The sequence below is a fragment of the Pseudomonas sp. GM84 genome, from assembly GCF_000282535.1.
Taxonomy (GTDB): Bacteria; Pseudomonadota; Gammaproteobacteria; order Pseudomonadales; family Pseudomonadaceae; genus Aquipseudomonas.
In genome coordinates this window covers 1-21,642 of the sequence record NZ_AKJC01000195.1, presented here as the reverse complement: position 1 = coordinate 21,642, position 21,642 = coordinate 1, and the positions used below count along the sequence as shown (strand labels likewise).

The window sequence follows — 21,642 nt, the reverse complement described above, 5'->3', positions numbered from 1 at the left end:
GCGAAACAGGCAGCGCGGAGCATGGCACCGGCTTCGCCGGTGTTCGCGGGACAAGCCCGCTCCCACAGGAATCGCGCCAGCTTTTAGAAATTGAGCAAGACAGTTGCTCCCACACCGACCGCGCAGGGCACAGAACCTGTGGGAGCCGGCTTGCCGGCGATCAAGGCGACGCGGTCCCAAGCTGCGCTATCATGGCGCCAGCTGTTTTCAGGTTGAATTAAGGACCGCTGGGTAATCTTAACCCCGTAGACAACTTGTACGTCCCTCAGGAGAGCACACATGAAAACCATCACTGCCCTGTTCACTGCCGCCGCCCTTGCCCTGGGCGCCAACGTGGCATTCGCCAAAGACGTCCAGCCGGATGAAGTGGTCAAGCTGGTCAACGCCAAGACCATCAAGTCGCTGGATGAGCTCAAGGCCGCCGCCGTGGCCAAGCACCCAGGCGCCACGGTCACCGATTCCGAGCTCGAAGACGAATACGGCCGCTTGATCTACAAGGTCGAGCTGCGCGACGCGCAGAACGTCGAATGGGACGTCGACCTGGACGCCAAGACCGGTGAAGTGCTCAAGGACGCGCGAGACAGCTGATGATCCACTTGCCCCGGCCGGCGCGTTACCTGGCGCTTTCGCTGCTGGCCGTCTGTTCCCTGACCATGGCCCGCGACCTGGACCAGGATGAAGCGCTCAAGCTACGCCAGCAAGGCATCATCCTGCCGCTCGAACAACTCTTGGAAACCGCCTTGGGGCGTTACCCCGGGGCGCGTTTGCTGGAGGCGGAGCTGGAACAGGACGATGACCGCTACCAGTATGAAGTCGAGCTGCTGACCCCCCAGGGCGTGGTGCGCGAGATCAAGCTCGATGCCAGCACCGGCGCCCTGCTCAAAGACGAGGAAGACGACTGAATGCGCCTGTTGCTTGTCGAAGACAACGTGCCACTGGCCGACGAACTGATCGCCGGCCTGCAGCGCCAGGGCTACGCCGTGGACTGGCTGGCCGATGGCCGTGATGCGGTGTACCAGGGCCAGAGCGAGCCCTACGACCTGATCATTCTCGACCTCGGCCTGCCGGGGTTGCCGGGCCTTGACGTGCTGACCCAGTGGCGGGCCGGCGGCCTGGTTACCCCGGTGTTGATCCTTACTGCGCGCGGCTCGTGGGCCGAGCGGATCGAGGGCCTGAAGGCCGGGGCCGACGACTACCTGAGCAAACCGTTCCATCCAGAGGAGCTGCAACTGCGCATCCAGGCCTTGTTGCGCCGTGCCCGGGGCCTGGCCAACCAGCCAACGCTCGAAGCGGCCGGCCTGCACCTGGATGAAAGCCGCCAGTGCGTGAGCCGCGACGGTGTCGATATCCAGCTGACTGCTGCCGAGTTCCGCCTGTTGCGCTATTTCATGCTGCACCCGCAGCAGATCCTCTCCAAGAGCCACCTGGCCGAGCACCTGTACGACGGCGAAACCGAGCGCGATTCCAATGTGCTCGAAGTGCATGTCAACCATCTGCGCCGCAAGCTGGGCCGCAGCGTCATCGAGACACGCCGCGGGCAAGGCTACCTGTACGCCGGTAACGTCGGATGAAGTCGATCCAGGCACGCTTGAGCCTGGGCCTGGTGGCCGTGCTGGTGGTGGTCGGCGTGGTGCTGGCGCAACTCACCCTGTGGCTGTTCGAAGCCGGCTTGCAGCGTTACCTGGAAAACGGCCTGCGCAAGGAAAGCGAAAATCTGCTGGTGGCCCTGGTGCGTGGGCCTTCGGGCCTGCAGCTGGATGAGCGACGCGTTTCCGCTGCCTACCAGCGTCCGTTCTCGGGCTACTACTTCCGCATCGATTTCGAGCAGGGCACCTGGCGCTCCCGTTCGCTGTGGGACCTGGACATGCCCAAACCGGCTGCGCCCGGGCTTTCCGACAGCCACGAACTGGGACCGGAAGGGCAGCAACTGCTGGCCTTGCGCGCCGACTATCGACGCCTGGGCCAGAACATCACCATCAGCGTGGCGCAGGATTACTCACCCGTGCGCGAAAGCTTCCGGCGCCTGCAGCAGATCGGCCTGGGAATGGGGCTGGTGGCATTGCTGCTGGTGCTGGTACTGCAGCGCATCACCGTGACCCGCTCGCTGCGCCCGTTGGAGCGCGCCCGCCAACAGATCGCCCAGCTGCAGCAGGGCCAGCGTTCGCAACTGGATGCCGAGGTGCCCAGCGAGCTGGCGCCGCTGGTGGGCCAGATCAACCACCTGCTCAGCCATACCGAAGACAGCCTGCGCCGTTCGCGCAATGCCCTGGGCAACCTCGGCCATGCGTTGAAAACGCCGCTGGCGGTGCTGCTGAGCCTGGCGTCCAGCGAGCGCCTCAAGGACTTGCCGGAAGTGCGCACGCAACTGCGCGAGCAGCTGGAACAGATTCAGCAGCGCCTGGCGCGCGAACTCAACCGCGCGCGACTGGCGGGTGATGCGCTGCCGGGGGCCCAGTTCGACTGTGACTCCGAGTTGCCGGGGCTGCTCGCCACCCTGGGGATGATCCATGGCGAAGGGCTGCTGCTGACGCGTGATGTACCACCGGGGCTGCTGCTGCCGTGGGATCGCGAGGATTTCCTGGAACTGCTTGGCAACCTGTTGGACAACGCGTGCAAGTGGGCGGACAGCGAGGTGCGGCTGGGGATTGCGCCCACTGAAGATGGCTACCGGGTGTGGGTCGACGACGATGGACCGGGGATTCCTGAAAGCCAGCGCTTGCAGGTGCTGGAGCGGGGGTCGCGGCTGGATGAGCAGGTTGACGGGCATGGGTTGGGGCTGGGGATCGTGCGGGATATCGTCGACGCCTGGGGTGGGGTGCTGGCCTTGCTGGAGAGCCCTTTGGGCGGGTTGCGGGTGAGTATCGAATTGCCGCGCAAGGGGCGTTGATCCGCGCTGGCCCTTTCGCGGGACAAGCCCGCTCCCACAGGTATCCCTGTGTCCTTGAGATTTGAGGAAATCCTGTGGGAGCGGGCTTGTCCCGCGAAGAGGCCCGTAGCAGCACTGCAAAAATATTGCAGTACAGCCGCATTTTTTTGAATTGGCCCAAGCCCACCCCCTCCCGGCACAATCCCCTTCAAGAAACCCTGCGGTTTCCATCTCTCCACGGACGGAGCCCCTTCCAGGGCCCAGGCCAATTCGGCTGGGCTTTCTTTTAAATCAAAAAAATACCGATACGATCACTTAAATGTCTGCCTCGCGTTCCGAAAGTCGTCTGCAGCGGCTGTTGCCTGCGCCCCTGAACATCCCCCCCAAACAATGGTTGCGTGCCGGTATCGGTGCGTTGCTCGGCCTGTTCCTGGCCGGCTGGCTGACCAGCCTGGCCTACGGGCCCAGCATCGCCTTGCACTTGCTCGGCTCGCTGGCCGCTTCGGCGGTATTGGTGTTTGCCGTGCATTCCGGGCCGCTGGCCCAGCCCTGGCCGGTGCTCGGCAGCTATGCCCTGGCCGGCGCGGTGGGCCTGGCCATGCGCGAGGGCTTCGGCGCCGAGCTGTGGGTCGCCGCCGTGGCCCTGGGCCTCTCGCTGCTGGTGATGTGCCTGTTGCGCTGCCTGCACCCACCGGGAGGCGGTGTGGCGGTCAGTGCGGTGCTGGCCGACTCGGGGCTGACGGCCATGGGCGACCACCTGCTCGAACCGGTGCTGCTCAATGCGCTGATCCTGGTGGCGGTAGCGGTGCTGTATAACCGCCTGACCGGCGTGCAGTACCCCAAAGGCAAGGCGCCGCGCAAAGACCTGCACCACACCCACGACCCGCTGCCCAGCGAGCGGGTCGGCATCCGCGGCGCGGACCTGGACCAGGCCCTGGAAGAGTTGGGCGAATTCGTCGACGTCACCCGCGACGAGCTGGAACGCATCATTCTGGCCACCGAGCAGCACGCCCTGCAGCGCAGCCTCGGTGGCATCACCGCCGCCTCGGTGATGTCCCGCGATGTGCAGTTCGCCGGCCCCGACACCACCCTGGAGCAGGCCTGGAAGATGCTCACCAGCCACCACCTGAAAACCTTGCCCGTGCTCAAGCAGGGCAAGCTGGTGGGCATCGTCAGCCTCAGCGACCTGGTCGGCCCGGCCATGCAACGGGGGCAGTTCAGCTGGCGTGGCCTGTTCGGGCGCAAGGCGGTGCGCATGGAGCAGGTGATGAGCCGGCGTGTCGTCAGTGTCAGCAGCCAGCACCCGCTTGAACGCCTGTTGCCGCTGTTGTGCGAGCAAGGACTGCATTGCCTGCCGGTGCTCGACGGCGAGCAACTGGTTGGCGTGATCACCCAGACCGACCTGATCGCCGGCCTCAAGCGTCAGTTGCTCAGTGCCGCCGACCGCGTTTCAGATCACCGGGTCCCAGCGTTGTGACCAATCACTGGCGCCGGCCTCCACCAGCCGGCGCAACGACGCGAAGGCCTGCTGCAAGGCTTCGCTGTCACGCTCGCGCGGGTACACCAGGTAGGTCGGGTAGGTGAATTCCGGCGCCTGCGGTACCCGCTCGAACACCCCGCTGTCCAGGTAGGCCTGCACCACGCGGGTACGGAAATAGCCACTGCCTCCCTGGTCGAGGATGAACTGCAGGGCCAACGGCCCGAGATTGAAGCTCAGTGCCGGGCGGGCGCAGTCGGGCAGGGCGGCATCGTGCTGGCGACGGAAGGCCTCGCCCCAGTCGATGTAGATGTACGGTTCGGGCCGATCGACCCGGCGCACGCGGATCAGCTTCTCCTCCATCAACTGCTCTACCTGCAGGCCCGGGCCGTAGGTAGGTTGATACACCAGTACCGCGTCCAGCAGGCCCATCTCCACTTTGCGCAACAGCGACTCGCCATCGCTCACCTCGCTGCGGATCGCGTGGCTGGGCAACTCGCGGTGCAAGGCGCTGACCCAGTCGAGCAGCATCGGGTTGCCCAGGCTCACCTCGCTGCCCACATGCAGCACCTGCTGGCAGCCCTGGGGTAGCGGCAGGTCGCGCCGCGCCGCCTCCCAGGTCTGCACCAGCTGGTTGGCATAACTGACGAAGGCTTCGCCGTCGCTGGTCAAGCTGGCGCCATTGCGGCTGCGCACGAACAGCTGGCAACCCAGTTGCTGCTCCAGGCGCTGCACCCGGGCGGTGATGGCCGTCTGCGACACGAACAGGCGTTCGGCGGCGGCGACCAGGCTGCCGCAGCGCACGATTTCCAGAAAGGTACGGGCCTGATCGATGTCCATGGGCTGCTCGGTGAGGAAAAAGAGTCGCCTATTCTAGAGACTTTGCACCGTTATGGGGCGGCTTCGCGCGCCCTGCAAATCTGCATATGGGTTGTGACTTTAGTCCCATGGCGGGCCCGGCGTGGCGGTCCATACTCAAGATTCGCCCCTCTATAACAACAAGTACCGGGTTCTCGTCACCATGACCTACCAGCACAGCTACGAGCATTCCATTACCGACCCTGCCGCCTTCTGGGCCGAACAGGCCGACCACCTGGCCTGGTACCGCAAACCGTCCCTGACCCTGCAGGAAAACCCCGACGGCACCCACCGCTGGTTCGCCGACGGGCGCCTGAACAGTTGCTACCTGGCCCTCGACCACCAGATCGAGCAGGGCCGGGGCGAGCAGGCGGCGCTGATCTACGACTCGCCGGTGACCGGCGTGCAGCAGTCGTTCACCTACCAGCAGTTGCATGACGAGGTGGCCCGCCTGGCCGGCCTGTTGCGTCAGCTTGGCGTGGGCAAGGGCGATGGCGTGATCATCTACATGCCGATGGTGCCGCAGGCGGCCATGGCCATGCTGGCCTGCGCGCGCATCGGCGCGGTGCACTCGGTGGTGTTCGGCGGTTTTGCCGCCAACGAACTGGCCCTGCGCATCGATGATGCACGGCCGACGCTGTTGCTGACGGCGTCCTGCGGCCTGGAGTTCGATCGGGTGATCGAGTACAAGCCGTTGGTCGACCGCGCCCTGCAACTGGCCCGCCACCAGCCGCGCCATGTGCTGGTGCTGCAGCGGCCCCAGGCCCGCGCGCAGCTGCAGGCGGGGCGTGACCTAGACTGGCACGAAGCGCTGGCCACTGCCCAGCCGGTGCCGCCGGTGGCGCTGGATGCCGGTGACCCGCTGTACATCATGTACACCTCCGGCACCACCGGCAAACCCAAGGGCATCGTGCGCGAAAACGGCGGTAACGCGGTCGCCCTGTGTTATGCCATGCGCCACATCTATGGCATGCAGGCGGGCGATGTGTGGTGGGGCATCTCCGATGTCGGTTGGGTGGTCGGCCATTCGCTGATCGTCTACGGGCCGCTGATGAGCGGCTGCACCACGGTGTTCTACGAGGGCAAGCCGATTCGCACCCCCGATGCCTCGGCCTATTGGCGTGTGGTCGAGCAGTACCGGGTCAATGCGTTGTTCTGCGCGCCGACCGCCATGCGGGCGATTCGCAAGGAAGACCCGGACGGCGAACTGATCCGCCGGCATGACCTGAGCTCGCTGCGCCAGCTGTTCCTGGCGGGGGAGAAGCTCGATTCCAGCACGCACCAATGGCTGGAGCGGGTCAGCGGCAAGCCGGTCCACGATCACTGGTGGCAGACCGAGACCGGCTGGCCTGTCACTGCACCCTGCGTGGGCCTGGAGGGCAGTGCGGCGCGGCCGGGGTCGAGCAACCGCGCGGTGCCCGGCTACCACGTACAGGTTCTGGATGACGAGGGGCACCTGCTCGGCCCTGATCACCAGGGCGCCATCGTCATCGCGTTGCCGTTGCCACCGGGGTGCAGCCAGACCTTGTGGGGCGATCACGAACGCTACCTGCAGGCTTACCTGCGCACCTACCCGGGCTACTACCATACCGGCGATGGCGGCTACCTGGATGACGAGGGTTTTGTCTACATCATGGGGCGTACCGATGACGTGATAAACGTTTCCGGGCATCGCCTGTCCACGGGCGAGATGGAGGACCTGGTGGCCCGTCACCCGGCCGTGGCCGAGTGTGCGGTGATCGGCGTGCATGACGAGATCAAGGGGCAGGTGCCACTGGCCCTGGTGGTGCTCAAGGATGGCGAGGGCATTACCGAAGCGCAGTTGCTGGTGGAGCTGGTGGGCAGGGTGCGCGAGGAGATCGGCGCGCTGGCGTGTTTCAACCGGGTGCGGTTGGTGAAGCGGCTGCCCAAGACGCGCTCCGGGAAAATCTTGCGGGCGGTCCTGCGCAAGATTGCCGATGGGGAGGTGTATGTGCCGCCTTCGACCCTGGATGATCCGGCGGTGTTGGGGGAGATAGAGGCGGTGCTGGCGGATTTGCCGCGGGCGGGTTGATGGGGTGACCTGGCAGGCCTCATCGCCGGCAAGCCGGCTCCCACAGGTACCCCACCGGACTTGAGAACAGGGGAAACCTGTAGGAGCTGGCTTGCCAGCGATGGGGCCCGTTCAGCCAATCAAGCCCTCAGGCCCTGCTTGATGCAGCTGCCCCAACCGGCTTCGAGTGCGCATCAGGTCGGCCAGCGGCCCACCCAGACTTTCTTCCAGCGGCCGCCGCCCGATCACCGTCACCTGGCGGTCCTGGTCATACAGCACATCCACCAGGTTGACGAACCGCTGCTGCGCCGCCAGCGTGCATTCCGACAGATCGTCCAGCCCTTCGATGATCCACTCATCGTACTGCCCGGCCAGCACCAGGTAGTCGATCACCGCCGTGGCCTTCTCGCACAGATCGTCAAAGGCGAACACGACCCGCCGCCCCTCGATGGCCAGCGCGCGCAAGGGGCGCTTGTTCACTTCCAGTATCACCGGCTGTTGCTCCGGCACCTTCAGCGCCTGGCGCTGCTGTGCATCCCCCGGCCACACATAATGCCCCTGGGTAAACCGCTGGTGCTCGCGGTTGGCCGGCAGGCTGCGAAAATCGGTATCGCCACCCACTTCCAGCACCTGCATGCGGCCATTGATCAGGCGGATCACCGGCAGGAAACGCTCGTGATACAGCGGGTTGGGCAGCAGCCCTTCGGGCGCGTAGTTGGACGTCAGCAGCAGGAAGATGCCGCGCTCGAACAGGGCATTGAACAGCCGCGTCAGCAGCATGGCATCGCCGATGTCGTGTACGTGGAATTCGTCGAAGCACAGCACCTGGCAATCGCCCAGCAGTTCATTCAGGGTCGCGCCCAGCGCATCGTCCTGCAGCCGGTGGCGGTGCATGCCCTGGTGCAGGCGGGCAAAGAAGTCATGAAAGTGCAGGCGCTGCTTGGCCTCGATGGGCACGGCCTGGAAGAAGCCGTCGAGCAGCCAGCTCTTGCCACGCCCGACCGAGCCATGCAGGTACAGGCTGCGCGGTTGGCCGCTCGGCAACACGGCAAGCTGCTCGGCCATGCTGTGGATGACCCGGCGCTGGCCATCGCTGAGCTGATAGCCACGGCCTTGCGCCTTGTCTTCGAACCAGTCGAGCAGTTCGCTCTGGTGGGGCGATGCGCCGCTCAGGCGCTGGCCGAGCTGGCGCAGCGGGGAAGGGATCCAGGCAGACAAAGGCGATGCTCCTTGGGCGAAGGCAGGGCAGCGTGCAGCTTGCCCGAGGGAGGCCATTCTGACCAATAGATAAACTGCGGGGCAATGATCGGCTGGCGAGATAGGTTGCCCATACAGGCGTAGGCTAAGGAAAGGCACCGATCAGAGGAGCAGTGGCCATGCCCAGCGATTTCGATCTCGAGCGCTTCGTCGAGGCGCAGAACCGGGTCTACGACCAGGTGATCCAGGAGCTCCAGGCCGGGCGCAAGCGCAGCCACTGGATGTGGTACATGTTCCCCCAGCTGGACGGCCTGGGCCACAGCATCATGGCCGAGCGCTATGCGTTGTCCGGCCTCGACGAGGCCCGTGCCTACCTTGGCCATCCCTTGCTGGGGCCGCGCCTGGAGGCCTGCGTGACCGCGCTCGTGCAGCACAGCGACAAGAGCGCCCGCGAGATCCTCGGCAGCCCCGACGACCTCAAGCTGCGCTCGTGCCTGACCTTGTTCAGCCAGGTCGCGCCTGACCATCCGCTGTTCGAGCTCGCCCTCGCGCAGTTCTACGCAGGCGAGCCTGACCTGCGCACCCTCGCGCTGCTGGGGCGCTAGTTCAGGCCTTGCGCTCCAATTGGCGCTCGATCATGTACTTCACGGTCAGCCGGCGTTCCTTGAGATGGCGCAGGTCGTCGTCCTGGAAGTTGCCCGCCGAGATCGACTCGGCGGCCAGCACCTGGTTGTCGATGTCCATGTATTCGTCGAGCAGGCGGTCGAGGGTCTGGTCTTGCTGGCGGCGTTGCTGGACGATTTCGCGGGGGTAGTGCAGGTCCTGGTACAGGTCGTGGGAAACGGGCATGGGGGGCCTCCTTGGTCTTCGCAGTTCGCTTACCTGATTGGAAGGGCGGAATGCGATTGTGTTGGGGCGAGCCGGCGGAAAAACGACGGGTGGTGGGGCCGGCGTGGCCGCGAATCGTGCCAGGGAACACTAACTTGCTGTTTTAAAGCATTTTTTTTGCGTGAGGGGGTTCCCAGGTGAAAAGAATGTTGTTAAAGTGCCGCGCATTCCAAGACAACAACCCAGTTGTCGCCAAGTTGGAATTGTCTGGGCAGCATCAGCTGCATCCGATACAGGGGCGTCGCCAAGCGGTAAGGCAGCAGGTTTTGATCCTGCCATGCGTTGGTTCGAATCCAGCCGCCCCTGCCATTTTCTCTCGATACAAATACCTATTCTTCATTCAGTGCAGATGACATCGGCGCTGGGTTTTGTCGTTTCTGTCGTTTGTGCTGGCCCCATCGCCGGCAAGCCGGCTCCCACATTGAAGCCAGCGCGCCCCCTGTGGGAGCCGGCTTGCCGGCGATGGGGCCAGTGCAGGTTCTACAAAACTATCGGTTCACCCGCAGCATCTCATCCAGCGCCCGCGCCAGCTCCTCGGCCTGCACCGGTTTCTGCAGCACCAGACTTTCTGGCATCTCCAGCCCCTGCAACTCGGCATAACCGGTCAAGAACACCACCGGCAACCGCGGATGCCGTTCGCGCGCCGCCAGCGCCAGCTGGGCACCGTTGAACTCGGGCATGGCGAAATCGGTCAGCAACAGGTCGATGCTTTCATCCAGCAACGCCAGCGCCTGTTCGCCGTTGTGGGCCTGGCGCACCTGGTAACCGTATTGGCGCAGCACATCGCCGAGCAGGTCGCGTACCAGGTGATCGTCGTCCACCAACAGCACCGTGCGGTCGCGGCCACTGTCGCCAACCGCCTCGGAAATCGTCGGGGCAATCGGCTCGCTTTCCACTTCATGCTTCACCGCCGGCAGGTACACCGCCACCTGGGTGCCGAGCCCAGGCTGGGTATCGATGCGCACGCCACCGCCTGACTGCTTGGCGAAGCCGAACACCTGGGCCAGCCCAAGGCCCGAGCCCTTGCCGATGTCCTTGGTGGTGAAGAACGGCTCGAACACCTTGCCCAGCACCTCTTCACTCATGCCACAGCCGGTGTCGCGAATGCTCAGCATCACGTACTCGCCTGGCTCGGGGTCTTCCGGGCGTTGCGCGCGGGCCTTGATCCGCGTGTTGCGGGTGGACAGGGTCAACTGGCCACCCTCGGGCATGGCATCGCGGGCGTTGATCGCCAGGTTGAGGATGATCATCTCGGTCTGGGTCGGGTCGGTCAGCGCCTGCCACAAGGTGTGGTCCAGGTCCAGGCGCACGGAAATGTTGCCGCCCAGGGTGCGGCGCAGCAGTTCTTCCAGGCCGCCCAAGGTGCGGTTGAGGTTCAGTGGCACCGGCTCCAGGCGCTGACGCCTGGAGAAGGCGAGCAGTTGCGAAGTCAGCTTGGCGCCGCGCTCACCGGCCTCGCGAATATGCGTCAGGCGTGACCGCGCCTTGTCCACGTCAGCCTTGGCCAGGTCGCGCTCCAGGAAGCTGGCGCCCGTGAGGATCACCGTCAGCAGGTTGTTGAAGTCGTGGGCCACACCGGCGGTGAGCTGGCCCACCGCTTCCAGTCGCTGCATCTGCTGCAGCGCGGCTTCGATGCGCTCGCGTTCGGTGATCTGCTCGCGCAGGCGGTCGTTGGCTTCGGCCAGGCCCAGCGCGGTTTCCCGTTCGCTGGTGATGTCCCGGGCCACCACATAGAGCAAGGTGTCTTCCGGCACCACCACCCAGGACAGCCAGCGCAACTGCCCGGTCACGTGGCGGATGCGGCCGACGAAGCGGGCGCTGGTGCGGCCGTGGGCGAGGGCGGCCAGCTCGGCCAGCAGCGATTCCTGGTCGGGCTCGGGCAGCAATGACAGCAGCGAGGCCTGGCTCAGGCGCTCGCGCGAGAAGCCCAGGCTGGCTTCCCAGGCCGGGTTGAGCGCGACCGGCGTGAGGTCCTTGTTGAGCACTGCGAGCAGGTCCTGGGACAGCTCCCAGGCGCGGTCACGCTCGCGGGTGCGGCGCTCGACCCGCTCACCCAGCATCTCATTGAGCTGCTTGAGCGCCAGGGTCGCCTGGCGCTGGGTGTGGATGTCCTGCAGCACGCCGGAAAACCGAGTGCACTGGCCTTCGACGAACTGGGCCTGGCCGCTGCTGAGCAGCCAGCGCGGCTCCAGCCCATTGGGCTGGGCGATGCGGAATTCGACACGGTACAGGCCGTCGCTGTCCGGGCGCATGGCCTGTTCCACAGCCTCGCGCACCCGGGGTACATCGTCCGGGTAGATGCCGGCGTAGAACACGTCCAGGCTCATCTCGGTGTCCAGGGGCACACCGAACAGGGTCTTGCAGCGGTCGTCCCAGATCAGCAGGTTTTCGTGCGGGCGCAAGTCCCAGGTGCCCATGCCCGCGGCGTCGATGGCAATGCGTGCGCGCGCTTCGACATCGGCCAGGGCTTCCTCGGCGCGGCGCCGCCGCTGGCGCTCCTGCACCTCGGTCAGGGCGCGGCGCACGGCCTTGGGCAGCAGCGGCAGGTTTTTCTTGAGCACGTAGTCGGTGGCGCCCAGGCGAATCATCTCCACCGCGTGTTCTTCGCCGTAGATGCCGGAAAGGAAGATGAACGGGGTGTCCGGGGCCAGGCGCTGGGCGATGGCCAGCACATCGGTGCCGGAGGAGCCGGGCAGCACGCAGTCGCAGAGGATCAGGTCGTAGCGGGTGTCGAGCAGGGCATGCTCGGCGGCCTGGTGATCGAACACCAGCCGCGAACGAACCTGCAACCCGCTGCGCTCCAGGCTCAGCAGGGTCAGCTCGGCGTCCATCGAACTGTCTTCGACCATCAGCAGTTTCAGCGGCATTGGCAGCATCTTCGCGCGGGCCTCAGTTGCTGCCACGCCTGTTCAGGCGCAGCGAGCCAGGGGGTGGTTCGTTGAGCACGGCCCAGAACACCCCGAGGTCGGAAATGGCAGCGACGAATTCCTTGAACTCCACGGGCTTGACCACATAGGCGTTGACCCCCAGTTCATAGGCGCGCAGCAAGTCGGGCTCCTCCCGCGAGGAGGTCAGCATCACCGTGGGGATGCTGCGCAGTTCGGCAGTGGCGCGCACTTCCTTGAGCACCTCCAGGCCGTCGACCTTGGGCAGCTTCAGGTCCAGCAGCAGCACTGCCGGGTTGCCGTCGTCGCGCTCGGCATAGGCGTTGCGGCGCAGCAGGTAGTCGAGCGCTTCGGCACCGTCGCGCAGGACGATGACTTCGTTGGCCAACTGGCTGCGCTCCAGGGCCAGGAGCGTCAGCTCCAGGTCCCGGGGGTTGTCTTCTACCAGCAGGATGGGCTTGAGCATGATGGTACGGGTGCCTCAGTTAGTCTCGGTATGACGGGGAAGGGTGAAATGAAAACAGGCGCCCTGGCCGATCTGGCCTTCGGCCCAGACCCGGCCGTCGTGGCGCTCGATGATGCGCCGCACGCTCGCCAGGCCGATCCCGGTGCCCTCGAAGTCTTCCATGCGGTGCAGGCGCTGGAACACACCGAACAGCTTGCTGGCGTAGGCCATGTCGAAGCCGACGCCGTTATCGCGAATATAGACCTCGGTTTCCCCCTTGTGCTGGTGCGCGCCGACTTCGATGTGCGCCGGCGCACGGTCACGGGTGTACTTGATGGCGTTGGCGAGCAGGTTGTGCAGGGCCAGGTTGATGAAAGCCGGGTCGCCGTACACCTTGGGCAGCGCCGCGATGTCCCAGATGATTTCGCGGCCTTCGTAGTCCGGGGCCAGCTCCTGGCGAATGGTTTCGACCAGGGCATTGAGGTCGACATCCGACAGGCGCAACGCCGAACGGCCCATCTGCGAGAAGTTGAGCAGGTTGTCTACCAGGCTGCCGGCAAAGCGTGCCGCTTCCTCGATGTGGGTGAGGAAGCGCCGGCCGCGCTCGCCCATGTTCTGACCTTCGATTTCATCGAGCAGTTCGGTGTAGCCGGCGATATGCCGCAGCGGCGCCCGCAGGTCGTGGGACACACTGTAGGAAAACGCTTCGAGCTCTTTGTTGGAGCGGCGCAGCTCGTTGCTCAGTTGCGCCAGCTCCTCGGCCTTGCGCAGGACGATGCCGAGCACGGCGCTGCGCAGTTCCATCACGCCTTCGATGATCTGCGGATCCCACGCCTGGCTGAAGCCGCTGACCTGTTCCTGCCAGTGCTCGAAGCTGTGCCGAGGGTTGAGTGCGCCCTGCGGGCCGATCTGCTTGTCTGGCCGCCCGGCCCAGTGCACCGTGCGCACCTGCTCCGGGCGGAACCACAGCAGGTAGTGCGAGTGGATCTGCGAGATAGCCACCGCCAGCACGCCGCCGGCATGCGCGGTCAGCTCGGGCAGTTCGTCGATGTCACGGGCCAGGTTGTCACTGTGGAACACCGTTTCGGTGCCACGTTGCGACAGCCAATGGACCAGTGCATTGACCTGGGCGGCAGGCGGGGTGTGGCCGAACAGGTCGCAGCGCTCGGCGGATATCACCGCTGCGCCATTGGCACCGGCGAAGTCCAGCAGTACCTGGGGCAAGGCGCGCAAGCCGTCGCTGACGCTGTCGTGGTCGGCCATGGACGAGATCATCCGCACGATGTGCTGGCGCAGGTCTAGCCGTTGGCGGGTATGGGCGTGGGACTCGCGCGATTCGATCTGCAGCGACAGCACGCTGGCCAGCAGTTCGCAGGCGGTGCGGGTGCGCAAGTCGACCGCGCGCGGTTGCGCGTGGTGGCACGACACCAGGCCCCACAACTGCCCGTCGACCACGATCGACAACGACATCGACGCCAAGGTCCCCATGTTGCGCATGTACTGCAGGTGCACCGGCGATACGCTGCGCAAGGCGGCGAAGCTCAGGTCCAGTGGCTTGCCGGTGCGCGGGTTGGCAGCGGGTAGCAGGGGCGAGGCCTGGTAGTTGGCATCTTCGATCACGCGGATTCGGTTGACCCGGTACAACTCGCGGGCCTGGCGCGGAATGTCGGAGGCGGGAAAACACAAGCCCAGGTAGCGTGGGTAGCCGTCGTCGGCCACCTCGGCCAGCACTTGGCCATTGCCTTCGGCATCGAAGCGGTAGGCCTTCACCCGGCCGAACCCGGTGATGCGCTTGAGCTGTTGCACGGTCTGCAGCAGCAGTGCCTGCAGGTCGCTTGCCGTGTGCAGGCCGCCGACGAACTCGCGCAGCAGCGGGTAGTAGTCGCCGTCGTCGTTGAGGTCGGCGGGCAGGCGAACGGGTTCGAATTCGGCGATCAGGACCTGGTCGTGACGGTGGGTCAGCAGGCGCAGTCTGTCGCTGCAGGGTGCGTCAGGGCGCAAGTGCACATCGCCGAGGTGAAAGGGGAATACCTGGTCATCGGGCAGGCGTTGAAGTTGGGCGCGCAGGTCGAACTGCGCGCTGACCATCTCGGCGAAGCTGCACCCCACCAGCGACTGCGCGGGTATGCCCAGCCAGCGCTCGGCGTTTTCGCTGGCCTGGACGATGCGCAGGCTCGGTTCGTCAAGTACCAGCATGAAACCGTGTGGCTGGATGCTGCCCGGCACCTGGATAGGTTCCTGGGCGCAGCGTTCCACGGCTTCGGCGAGTAGCTTGTCTGCGGTGCTCAATGAATACGCTCCTGTCATGTTCGTCCTTGCATGGCGCATGCGTCTGATACCCGTGCCGGAAAAGCACCGTAACAGAATGTGCGCCGCTTTTCCGGCCCATGGCCATTGGAGGCGAAGGATGGGCCTGGGTTCGCGGAGATCGACAAAATTGTTGGTGCGCCTAGAACTTTGTCGTTATCACAAAAGAATGGCACTCAGCCATCACGCGTTCGCCAACCGCTGCTACGCTCAGATTCAGAGGACAAGAACAAGGATTACCCAGTGACGGAACGCTTTGTGGCCGCGCTATTGGGCCTGTTGTTGAGCGGCTTGGCTGGTGCGGCGGACTTTCTTGTGGAAGTGCGGGTGCAGGTGCAGCGTGGCTGCATGCTGGTCGGCCAGACTCGCGATGCGGGTGCGCAGGCCCTGGGTCGGATCGACCTGGGTGCCACGGCGCGCCTGGATGGCCCTGGCGCTCCCCTCAGTGGCGTGTTGCTCAACCGCCGCCCGCCGCGCCTGGAATGCAACCCCGACACGCCCTATCAGGTCCGCATCGACGGGGGGCAGCATGGCGGGGTAGGCGAGTTGCGTTTCCTGGCCAGCAATGATGCCAAGGCTCGGCCGATTCCCTATCGCCTCTTTCGTGACGCGGCCTGGCGCGAGCCGGTGGTCGTCGGGGAGGCCCAGGCTGCCCGGGTACCGGACAGCGGCACTGTCGAGCTGCCGCTCTACGCCCGTATCGACAAGCTGGCCTGGGTGCCCCGAGCCGGGCAGTACGCCGACCTGCTCAAAGTCACGGTCACCTGGTAGCGAGGCCGCCATGCACAAGGATCCCACGCCATGAATCGCACTTCGATCCTGCTGCTTGGCCTTGGCCCGTTGCTGCTGCCCGTTGACAGCGCGCACGGCGCCACCACCGGTTTTATCCAGGCCCGCCTGGTGATCAGCACCGCCTGCCAGATCATCAGCGGCGACCAGCCCCCGGCCACCTTGGGCAACCCCGGCGTGATGGACTTCGGCGAACGCGGGCCGAACTGGGACCAGCCGCTGCGCAGCCAGGTCGACGAGGTGAGTGGCGAGGGCAGCCTGCAGATCAGTTGCACGCCCCAGGTCAGGGCCTTCAACGTGCGCATCAACGGCGGCCTGAATGGCAGCGATGGCGTGCGCAGGTTGAGCAACGGGCGCGAGACGATCCCTTATCAGTTGGCCGTCGACCCGGGCGGCAACAGCCATTACGGCATCGGCCAGGCCCGTGCCTTCACCATCAGCGGCACCGAGCAGATTCCGATTCCTATTTACGGCGTAGTGGTGGCGCAACCGCGCGCGCTGCCTGCCGGGCTGTATCGCGACACCTTGAGAGTGACCCTGGACTGGTAACCATCGCAAGGAGATCCCTGATGCGAACGAACCTTACCCACTGCATCCTCGCCGGGCTTGGCCTGGCCTTGGCAGCCCATGCCCAAGCCGCCACGGTGACCGGCACCATCAGTTCTACCCTGACGCTGACGGCGGCCTGCCAGGTCAATGGCAGCGGGGGCAGCTCGGGGTTGAATTTCGGTACCCTCAATTTCGGCACCCATGAGGCCTTCTTCACTGATGCTCCCGGCCAGGTGCTGGGCGGTGGTGGTGGCGCCTTGAGCATCCTTTGCTCGCCCGGCACGGTGCCGGCCATCCGCGTGCGGGCGGGGGCCCACGATGGCCAGTCGAGCGGTGGCACGCGCGCGCTGGCCGATGGCGTCGGCAACTTCGTGCCGTATGACTTCTACACCGACGCCGGGCATACCCAGCTGCTGAACATCGACGACACCATTACCTTGCCGACCAGCACCGGCGCGGCGCAAACCGTCAACCTGTATGGCCAGGCCCGTGGCAAGGCAGGTCTGCCGGCAGGGACCTACACCGACACCGTCGCCGTCGAGCTGTCGTTCTGAGTCGCGGCCATGCGCGCCTGGTTGGGTGGCTGCCTGACAGGGCTCGGCGTGCTGCTGGCTGCGCCGCTCGATGCGGCGACCAACAGCACGTTCCAGGTGACCGCGCAGATCGTCGCCGGCTGCCTGGTGATGGGCGGGGTGACCAACTATGGCGTACTCAACTACGGGAGCCAGTCGGCGCTGTCCACCGGGATCCTCAGCACCTCCCTGGGCGGCTCTACGGTGACCTTCCAATGCACCCCCGGTGTGAGTCTGAGCATGAGCCTGGACGGCGGCCAGAACAGCGCCAGCGGCACGCGTTACCTCAAGCGCAACGGCGGCACGCAAGTGCTGGCCTACCAGCTTTATCAGGATGCGGGCTACAGCCAGGTACTGGGCATTGGCCAGAGCCTGGTAGTCAGCTACAGCGACCCGACGGCCATCAAGCTGCCGGTCTATGGCCGCACCCAACTGACCGGCAAGTTGCCGGCCGGAACGTATACAGATGTCGTGCAAGTGACGGTGACCTGGTGACGGCACCGCCACGCATTTCACGTGACCAAGGAGAGTGGCATGCGGGCAGGCGCGAAGTGGGCGCAGGGTGTAATCGGGTTGTTGCTGTTGGCGAGCATGCCGGCGGGGGCGGCCACCTCGGTACTGATCTGGCCCATCGACCCGGTGCTGGAGGCTGACCAGAAGGCCGGTGCGTTGTGGCTGGAGAACCGCGGCACGGCCCCGGCCAGCCTGCAGGTGCGGGTCTTCGCCTGGCGCCAGGGCGATTACCAGGAACAGTTCCAGGCCCAGCGCGAGATCATCGGCAGCCCGCCGGTGGCGACCCTGGCGCCCGGGCAAAAGCAACTGATCCGCCTGACCCGAACCGGCAGCTCGCCCGCCGGCCAGGAGCAGGCCTACCGCATCATCATCGACGAAATTCCCTCGCCACTGCCGGCCGATGCCGGCAACCAGGGCACCACGGCCGCAATCCGCCTGCAGATGCGCTACTCGGTGCCGCTGTTCGTTTATGGCGAAGGCCTGTGGGGCAAGCCGGACCCGGAGGGCAAGCGCAACGCCAGTGGCGTCGGCAAGCCGCAACTGAGCTGGCGCCCGGTGATGGTGCAGGGCAAATCCTATGTCGAACTGCGCAATACGGGCCCGGTGCATGCCCGCCTGACCGACGTGGTGGTGCAGCAAGGCGGCCAGGCCAAGCCCTTGGCCGAAGGGCTGCTTGGCTATGTCCTGCCCGGCGCCAGCATGCGCTGGCCTGCGCCGGTGGCACCGGGAGGGCTCAAGGGGAGGGTCAATGGCCAGGAAGTGGCCGAAGTGATAAGCCAAGAGCAATGAGCCCGTTACTGAATGAGGGCCCAGGGAGGACCCGTCAATGGTCGGAATCCGTGCGTGAGATGGTTGTCGCGGGCGACCCGTTGCTGCCTCGGCCTGGCCGTATTGGGCTCGGGCCTGGTGCTGGCCGACGACCTGCCGCCGCCACCCACGGAGGCCGCCGCCATAGCCGACGCCACGTTGTACCTCGACCTGTTGGTGAACCAGGTGCCCAGGGCTGAGCTGGTGCCGGTGCAGCAACGGGCCGGGCGCCTGTTCCTGGACAGCGAGGTGCTGCGCGCGGCCGGCATCAAGCTGCCGGGCGACCCCCAGGGCGAAGTCGCACTGGATGAGCTCGAAGGCCTGCACAGCGACTACGACAGCCCAAACCAGCGGCTGCTGCTACAAGTGCCTCCGGCCTGGCTGCCGGACCAGCAGCTCGGCGATCGCAACCTGTATCCGCCCAGCGAGGCGCGCAGCAGCTTCGGCGCCCTGTTCAACTATGACCTGTACCTCAATGACACCGATGACGGCGGCACCTACCTGGCCGCCTGGAACGAGCTGCGCCTGTTCGACAGCTGGGGCACCTTCGCCACCACGGGCCAGTGGCGTCAGTCGTTCAATGGCGCGCCAGGCGACGACGGCGGCCAGGGCTTTCTGCGCTACGACACCACCTGGCGCTTCACCGACGAACAGCGGCTGTTGACCTATGAAGCCGGCGACTTCGTGACCGGTGCCTTGCCCTGGACCAGTTCGGTGCGTCTCGGTGGCCTGCAGCTGTCGCGCGATTTCGCTGCCCGCCCGGACCTGGTCACCTATCCGTTGCCCGCGTTCGCCGGCGAGGCGGTGGTGCCGACGTCGCTGGACCTGTTCATCAATGGCTACAAGTCCAGCACCACAGAACTGCAGCCTGGCCCCTACACCCTGACCAACGTGCCGTTCATCAACGGTGCCGGCGAGGCCGTGGTGGTCACCACCGATGCCCTCGGTCGCCAGGTGTCCACTACCTTGCCGTTCTACGTCACCAGCAGCCTGCTGCAAAAAGGCCTGTCGGACTACTCGGTGGCCGCCGGCAGCCTGCGTCGCGACTACGCCGTCGAGGACTTCAGTTATGGCCCCGGTGTCGCTTCGGCCAACCTGCGCTACGGCCTCAGTGACTACTTCACCCTCGAAAGCCACGTTGAAACGGCCGAATCGCTGCTGCTCGGAGGCCTGGGCGGCAACATGCGCCTGGGCAACTTCGGCGTGCTCAACGCGGCGCTGGCGCAGAGCCAGTTCGACGGCGACAACGGTCATCAGGTTGCCATTGGCTACCAGTACAACAGCCAGCGCATCGGCTTCAGCTACCAGCGCCTGCAGCGCCATGGCGACTATGCCGACCTGAGTCGTGTCGATACCTCCGACATGCAGCTGAGCCAACGCAGCGAGCAAGTGACCCTGAGCCTGAACCTGGACCGCTACGGCAGCCTTGGCGCGGGCTACTTCGACGTACGCGCCGGTGACGGGACGCGCACCCGGCTGATCAACCTGAGCTGGAGCAAGCCCCTGTGGGGCAATAGCAGCGTCTACCTGTCGGCCAACCGCGAAGTCGGCGACAGCCAGTGGGCGGTGCAGGCGCAACTGGTGATCCCGTTCGACTTCAACGGCACCTTGGCCGTGAGCACGGAGCGCAGCAAGGACGGCGAGGACGTGCAGCGGGTCAATTACAGCCGCGCGGTGCCGGTGGGCGCTGGCGTGGGCTACAACCTCGGCTATGCCACCGGCAGCGACCGCGACGCCTACCGCCAGGCCGACGTCACCTGGCGCCTGCAGTCGGTGCAGCTGCAAGCTGGCGTTTATGGCAACAGCGGCGAGATGACCCGCTGGGGCGATGCCAGTGGCTCGCTGGTATGGATGGACAGCGGCATGTTCGCCGCCAACCGCATCGACGATGCCTTTGTGGTGGTCAGCACCGACGGCTATGCGGACGTGCCGGTGCGTTACGAGAACCAGGAGATCGGCCGCACCGACAAGCGCGGGCATCTGCTGGTGCCCTATAGCAGTGGCTATTACCGCGGCAAGTACGAAATCGATCCGATGGACCTGCCGCCCGATGTGCTGGCCCCCGAAGTGGAGCAGCGGGTGGCCGTGCGCCGCGGCAGTGGTTATTTGTTGGAGTTCCCGGTCAAGCGCGTGCTGGCGGCCAGCATCGAGTTGGTGGACGGCAGCCAGCAGCCCTTGAAGCTGGGCAGCACCGTCACTCATCAGGAAAGCGGCGCTCAGGCAGTGGTGGGCTGGGATGGCCTGGTGTACCTGGAAAACCTGGCGACACACAACCGCCTGCAGGTGGCGATCGAAGGAGGAGGGCAATGTCAGGTCGAATTCGATTTGCCGCCTGCACAGGGCACCGTTCCGCTGATCGGCCCGCTGGAATGTCGATGAACCGGCTTGCACGGGGTGTCATGGCTGGCCTCTTGCTGCTGCAGGCAGGCTCGGCCTGGGCATTGTGTTCATCGGTGGCCACCGCGCCGGCGGGGTTCGGTACCGTCAGCTCGATGGTGGTACTCAGCACCGTGCAGAACGCCTCCACCACCAACTCAGGGCTGCAATGCACCGGCTCGCTGCTCACCCTGCTCAGTTCAAACGACCATTTCTACGCCACCATCACGTCCAGCACTGCCGGGCTGGTGGGCCCGACGGGCGATGTCATCGGCTACACCCTGTACGCCGACAACACGACCCGCTACCCCATTACCCGCGGCGTGAGGTTCGACTTCGCGCGCAATGGCATCCTCGACCTGCTGGGCTTGCTCAATGGCACGACACCCAAGGCAGTGCCAATCTATCTTCGTACCCAGGTAGGCAGCAATGTGGCGGCAGGCGTGTATCGGGAAACCCTGCAGATCTTCTGGGACTGGAACTATTGTTCGGGCATTGGCGTGGGCAGCATCTGCCTGGGGCGTGATATCGACAAGGGCACCCAGACCCTGAACGTCACCCTGACGGTGAGCAACGACTGCCAGATCACCACGCCCAACATCAGTTTCGGCAGTGCGCCGGTGGTGGCCGGGTTTGGTACGGTGAACCAGAACGTGAGCGTGTCGTGCACCAAAGGCAGCACCTACACGGTGGGACTGGATGACGGGCAGAACGTCTCGGGTGGCCGACGGCGGATGAAGTCCAGTGCCAACAACTACCTGGCCTACGACATCTTCAAGAGCGCCGGTGCCGTGCGCTGGGGCTCGGTGAGCAGCGCGCGGCGCGCCAGCAGTGATGCCGATGTGAACCCTGGCGCGGGGACCGGCACCGGCAGCCAGGTGTTCAATTACAACGCCAAGGTCTACACCGATCAGGCCACGCCGCCGGCGGCGACTTATACCGACTCGGTGATACTGGACGTGCAGTTCTGAGCGGTTAATGCGTGGGCTTTGTGGGAGCGGGCTCGCCCCGCGAAAGGGCCGGCCCAGACAATAGAGGTGTATGGCCAGGGCTTTGCCCTGGTTCGCGGGACAAGCCCGCT

At 65.5% G+C, this 21,642-nt stretch carries 20 protein-coding genes and 1 tRNA gene; 15 read left to right on the top strand and 6 right to left on the bottom strand.

Annotated elements, in window-relative coordinates; translation table 11 throughout:
* Positions 1-279: 279 nt before the first annotated feature.
* The 5 genes from PMI38_RS16310 (at position 280) to PMI38_RS16290 (ending at position 4,343) form a co-directional block, all read left to right on the top strand.
* Complete coding sequence (locus tag PMI38_RS16310; protein ID WP_008096043.1) at positions 280-588, top strand: PepSY domain-containing protein; 309 nt, start codon at positions 280-282, stop codon at positions 586-588.
* A complete protein-coding gene (locus PMI38_RS16305; RefSeq protein WP_008096040.1) occupies positions 588-902 on the top strand; it encodes a PepSY domain-containing protein in 315 nt (104 codons plus the stop codon). The genes PMI38_RS16310 and PMI38_RS16305 overlap by 1 nt, the downstream gene beginning before the upstream one ends.
* Positions 903-1,571 carry a response regulator transcription factor gene (locus tag PMI38_RS16300; RefSeq protein ID WP_008096038.1) on the top strand — a complete coding sequence of 223 codons (669 nt, stop codon included), beginning with the start codon at positions 903-905 and terminating at the stop codon, positions 1,569-1,571.
* On the top strand, positions 1,568-2,887 hold the full coding sequence (locus PMI38_RS16295; RefSeq protein ID WP_008096035.1) for an ATP-binding protein: 1,320 nt from the start codon (positions 1,568-1,570) through the stop codon (positions 2,885-2,887). Before PMI38_RS16300 ends, PMI38_RS16295 begins: the two co-directional genes overlap by 4 nt.
* 298 nt (positions 2,888-3,185) lie before the next feature.
* Positions 3,186-4,343, top strand: coding sequence for an HPP family protein (locus tag PMI38_RS16290; protein ID WP_008096034.1), 1,158 nt, complete (start codon positions 3,186-3,188; stop codon positions 4,341-4,343).
* On the opposite strand, the gene PMI38_RS16285 is transcribed toward PMI38_RS16290, so the two are convergent.
* Positions 4,317-5,183, bottom strand: a complete 867-nt coding sequence (locus PMI38_RS16285) for a LysR family transcriptional regulator (RefSeq protein WP_008096031.1) — start codon at positions 5,181-5,183, stop codon at positions 4,317-4,319. The two genes, PMI38_RS16290 and PMI38_RS16285, sit on opposite strands and share 27 nt — an antisense overlap.
* 181 nt (positions 5,184-5,364) lie before the next feature.
* Between PMI38_RS16285 and PMI38_RS16280 the strand changes: the two genes are divergently transcribed.
* A complete protein-coding gene (locus PMI38_RS16280) occupies positions 5,365-7,254 on the top strand; it encodes a propionyl-CoA synthetase (RefSeq protein ID WP_008096030.1) in 1,890 nt (629 codons plus the stop codon).
* 111 nt (positions 7,255-7,365) lie between these two features.
* Here the strand turns inward: PMI38_RS16280 and zapE are convergent, their stop codons facing one another.
* Positions 7,366-8,451 (bottom strand): cell division protein ZapE, encoded by a 1,086-nt coding sequence (gene zapE / locus PMI38_RS16275; RefSeq protein WP_008096028.1) that lies wholly within the window; start codon positions 8,449-8,451, stop codon positions 7,366-7,368.
* Positions 8,452-8,609: 158 nt separating this feature from the next.
* Here zapE and PMI38_RS16270 point away from each other — a divergent pair, with 158 nt between their 5' ends.
* Positions 8,610-9,035: a DUF1810 domain-containing protein gene (locus tag PMI38_RS16270; protein WP_008096026.1), complete on the top strand. Its 426-nt coding sequence runs from the start codon at positions 8,610-8,612 to the stop codon at positions 9,033-9,035.
* 1 nt (position 9,036) lies between these two features.
* On the opposite strand, the gene PMI38_RS16265 is transcribed toward PMI38_RS16270, so the two are convergent.
* Positions 9,037-9,279, bottom strand: a complete 243-nt coding sequence (locus PMI38_RS16265; protein WP_008096024.1) for a hypothetical protein — start codon at positions 9,277-9,279, stop codon at positions 9,037-9,039.
* A gap of 273 nt (positions 9,280-9,552) precedes the next feature.
* Here PMI38_RS16265 and PMI38_RS16260 point away from each other — a divergent pair.
* Positions 9,553-9,627 (top strand) — tRNA-Gln (locus PMI38_RS16260).
* A 179-nt stretch (positions 9,628-9,806) separates the two neighbouring features.
* Here the strand turns inward: PMI38_RS16260 and PMI38_RS16255 are convergent.
* From PMI38_RS16255 to PMI38_RS16245, 3 genes are read right to left on the bottom strand one after another with little or no spacing between them, the layout of a single operon-like run.
* The gene (locus PMI38_RS16255; protein WP_008096022.1) at positions 9,807-12,194 is read right to left on the bottom strand and encodes a hybrid sensor histidine kinase/response regulator; all 2,388 of its coding nucleotides are present in this window, start codon (positions 12,192-12,194) and stop codon (positions 9,807-9,809) included.
* Positions 12,195-12,207: 13 nt separating this feature from the next.
* Positions 12,208-12,669, bottom strand: a complete 462-nt coding sequence (locus PMI38_RS16250; RefSeq protein ID WP_008096020.1) for a response regulator — start codon at positions 12,667-12,669, stop codon at positions 12,208-12,210.
* A gap of 15 nt (positions 12,670-12,684) precedes the next feature.
* Positions 12,685-14,955 carry an ATP-binding protein gene (locus PMI38_RS16245; RefSeq protein WP_043273781.1) on the bottom strand — a complete coding sequence of 757 codons (2,271 nt, stop codon included), beginning with the start codon at positions 14,953-14,955 and terminating at the stop codon, positions 12,685-12,687.
* Between the two features lie 243 nt (positions 14,956-15,198).
* Here PMI38_RS16245 and PMI38_RS16240 point away from each other — a divergent pair, with 243 nt between their 5' ends.
* Genes PMI38_RS16240 through PMI38_RS16210 form a run of 7 tightly spaced genes read left to right on the top strand, consistent with a single transcriptional unit; the run spans position 15,199 to position 21,532 of the window.
* Positions 15,199-15,726, top strand: a complete 528-nt coding sequence (locus tag PMI38_RS16240; RefSeq protein ID WP_008096015.1) for a Csu type fimbrial protein — start codon at positions 15,199-15,201, stop codon at positions 15,724-15,726.
* 30 nt (positions 15,727-15,756) lie between these two features.
* Positions 15,757-16,293 (top strand): Csu type fimbrial protein, encoded by a 537-nt coding sequence (locus PMI38_RS16235; protein ID WP_008096013.1) that lies wholly within the window; start codon positions 15,757-15,759, stop codon positions 16,291-16,293.
* Between the two features lie 20 nt (positions 16,294-16,313).
* Positions 16,314-16,847 (top strand): Csu type fimbrial protein, encoded by a 534-nt coding sequence (locus PMI38_RS16230; RefSeq protein WP_008096011.1) that lies wholly within the window; start codon positions 16,314-16,316, stop codon positions 16,845-16,847.
* Between the two features lie 9 nt (positions 16,848-16,856).
* Positions 16,857-17,360 carry a Csu type fimbrial protein gene (locus tag PMI38_RS16225; RefSeq protein ID WP_008096009.1) on the top strand — a complete coding sequence of 168 codons (504 nt, stop codon included), beginning with the start codon at positions 16,857-16,859 and terminating at the stop codon, positions 17,358-17,360.
* A 39-nt stretch (positions 17,361-17,399) separates the two neighbouring features.
* A complete protein-coding gene (locus PMI38_RS16220; protein WP_008096007.1) occupies positions 17,400-18,167 on the top strand; it encodes a fimbrial biogenesis chaperone in 768 nt (255 codons plus the stop codon).
* 12 nt (positions 18,168-18,179) lie between these two features.
* Positions 18,180-20,564: a fimbria/pilus outer membrane usher protein gene (locus PMI38_RS16215; RefSeq protein WP_008096005.1), complete on the top strand. Its 2,385-nt coding sequence runs from the start codon at positions 18,180-18,182 to the stop codon at positions 20,562-20,564.
* Entirely contained in the window at positions 20,561-21,532 is a 972-nt protein-coding gene (locus PMI38_RS16210) for a Csu type fimbrial protein (protein WP_008096004.1), read from the top strand. The genes PMI38_RS16215 and PMI38_RS16210 overlap by 4 nt, the downstream gene beginning before the upstream one ends.
* The last annotated feature ends 110 nt before the right edge of the window (positions 21,533-21,642 follow it).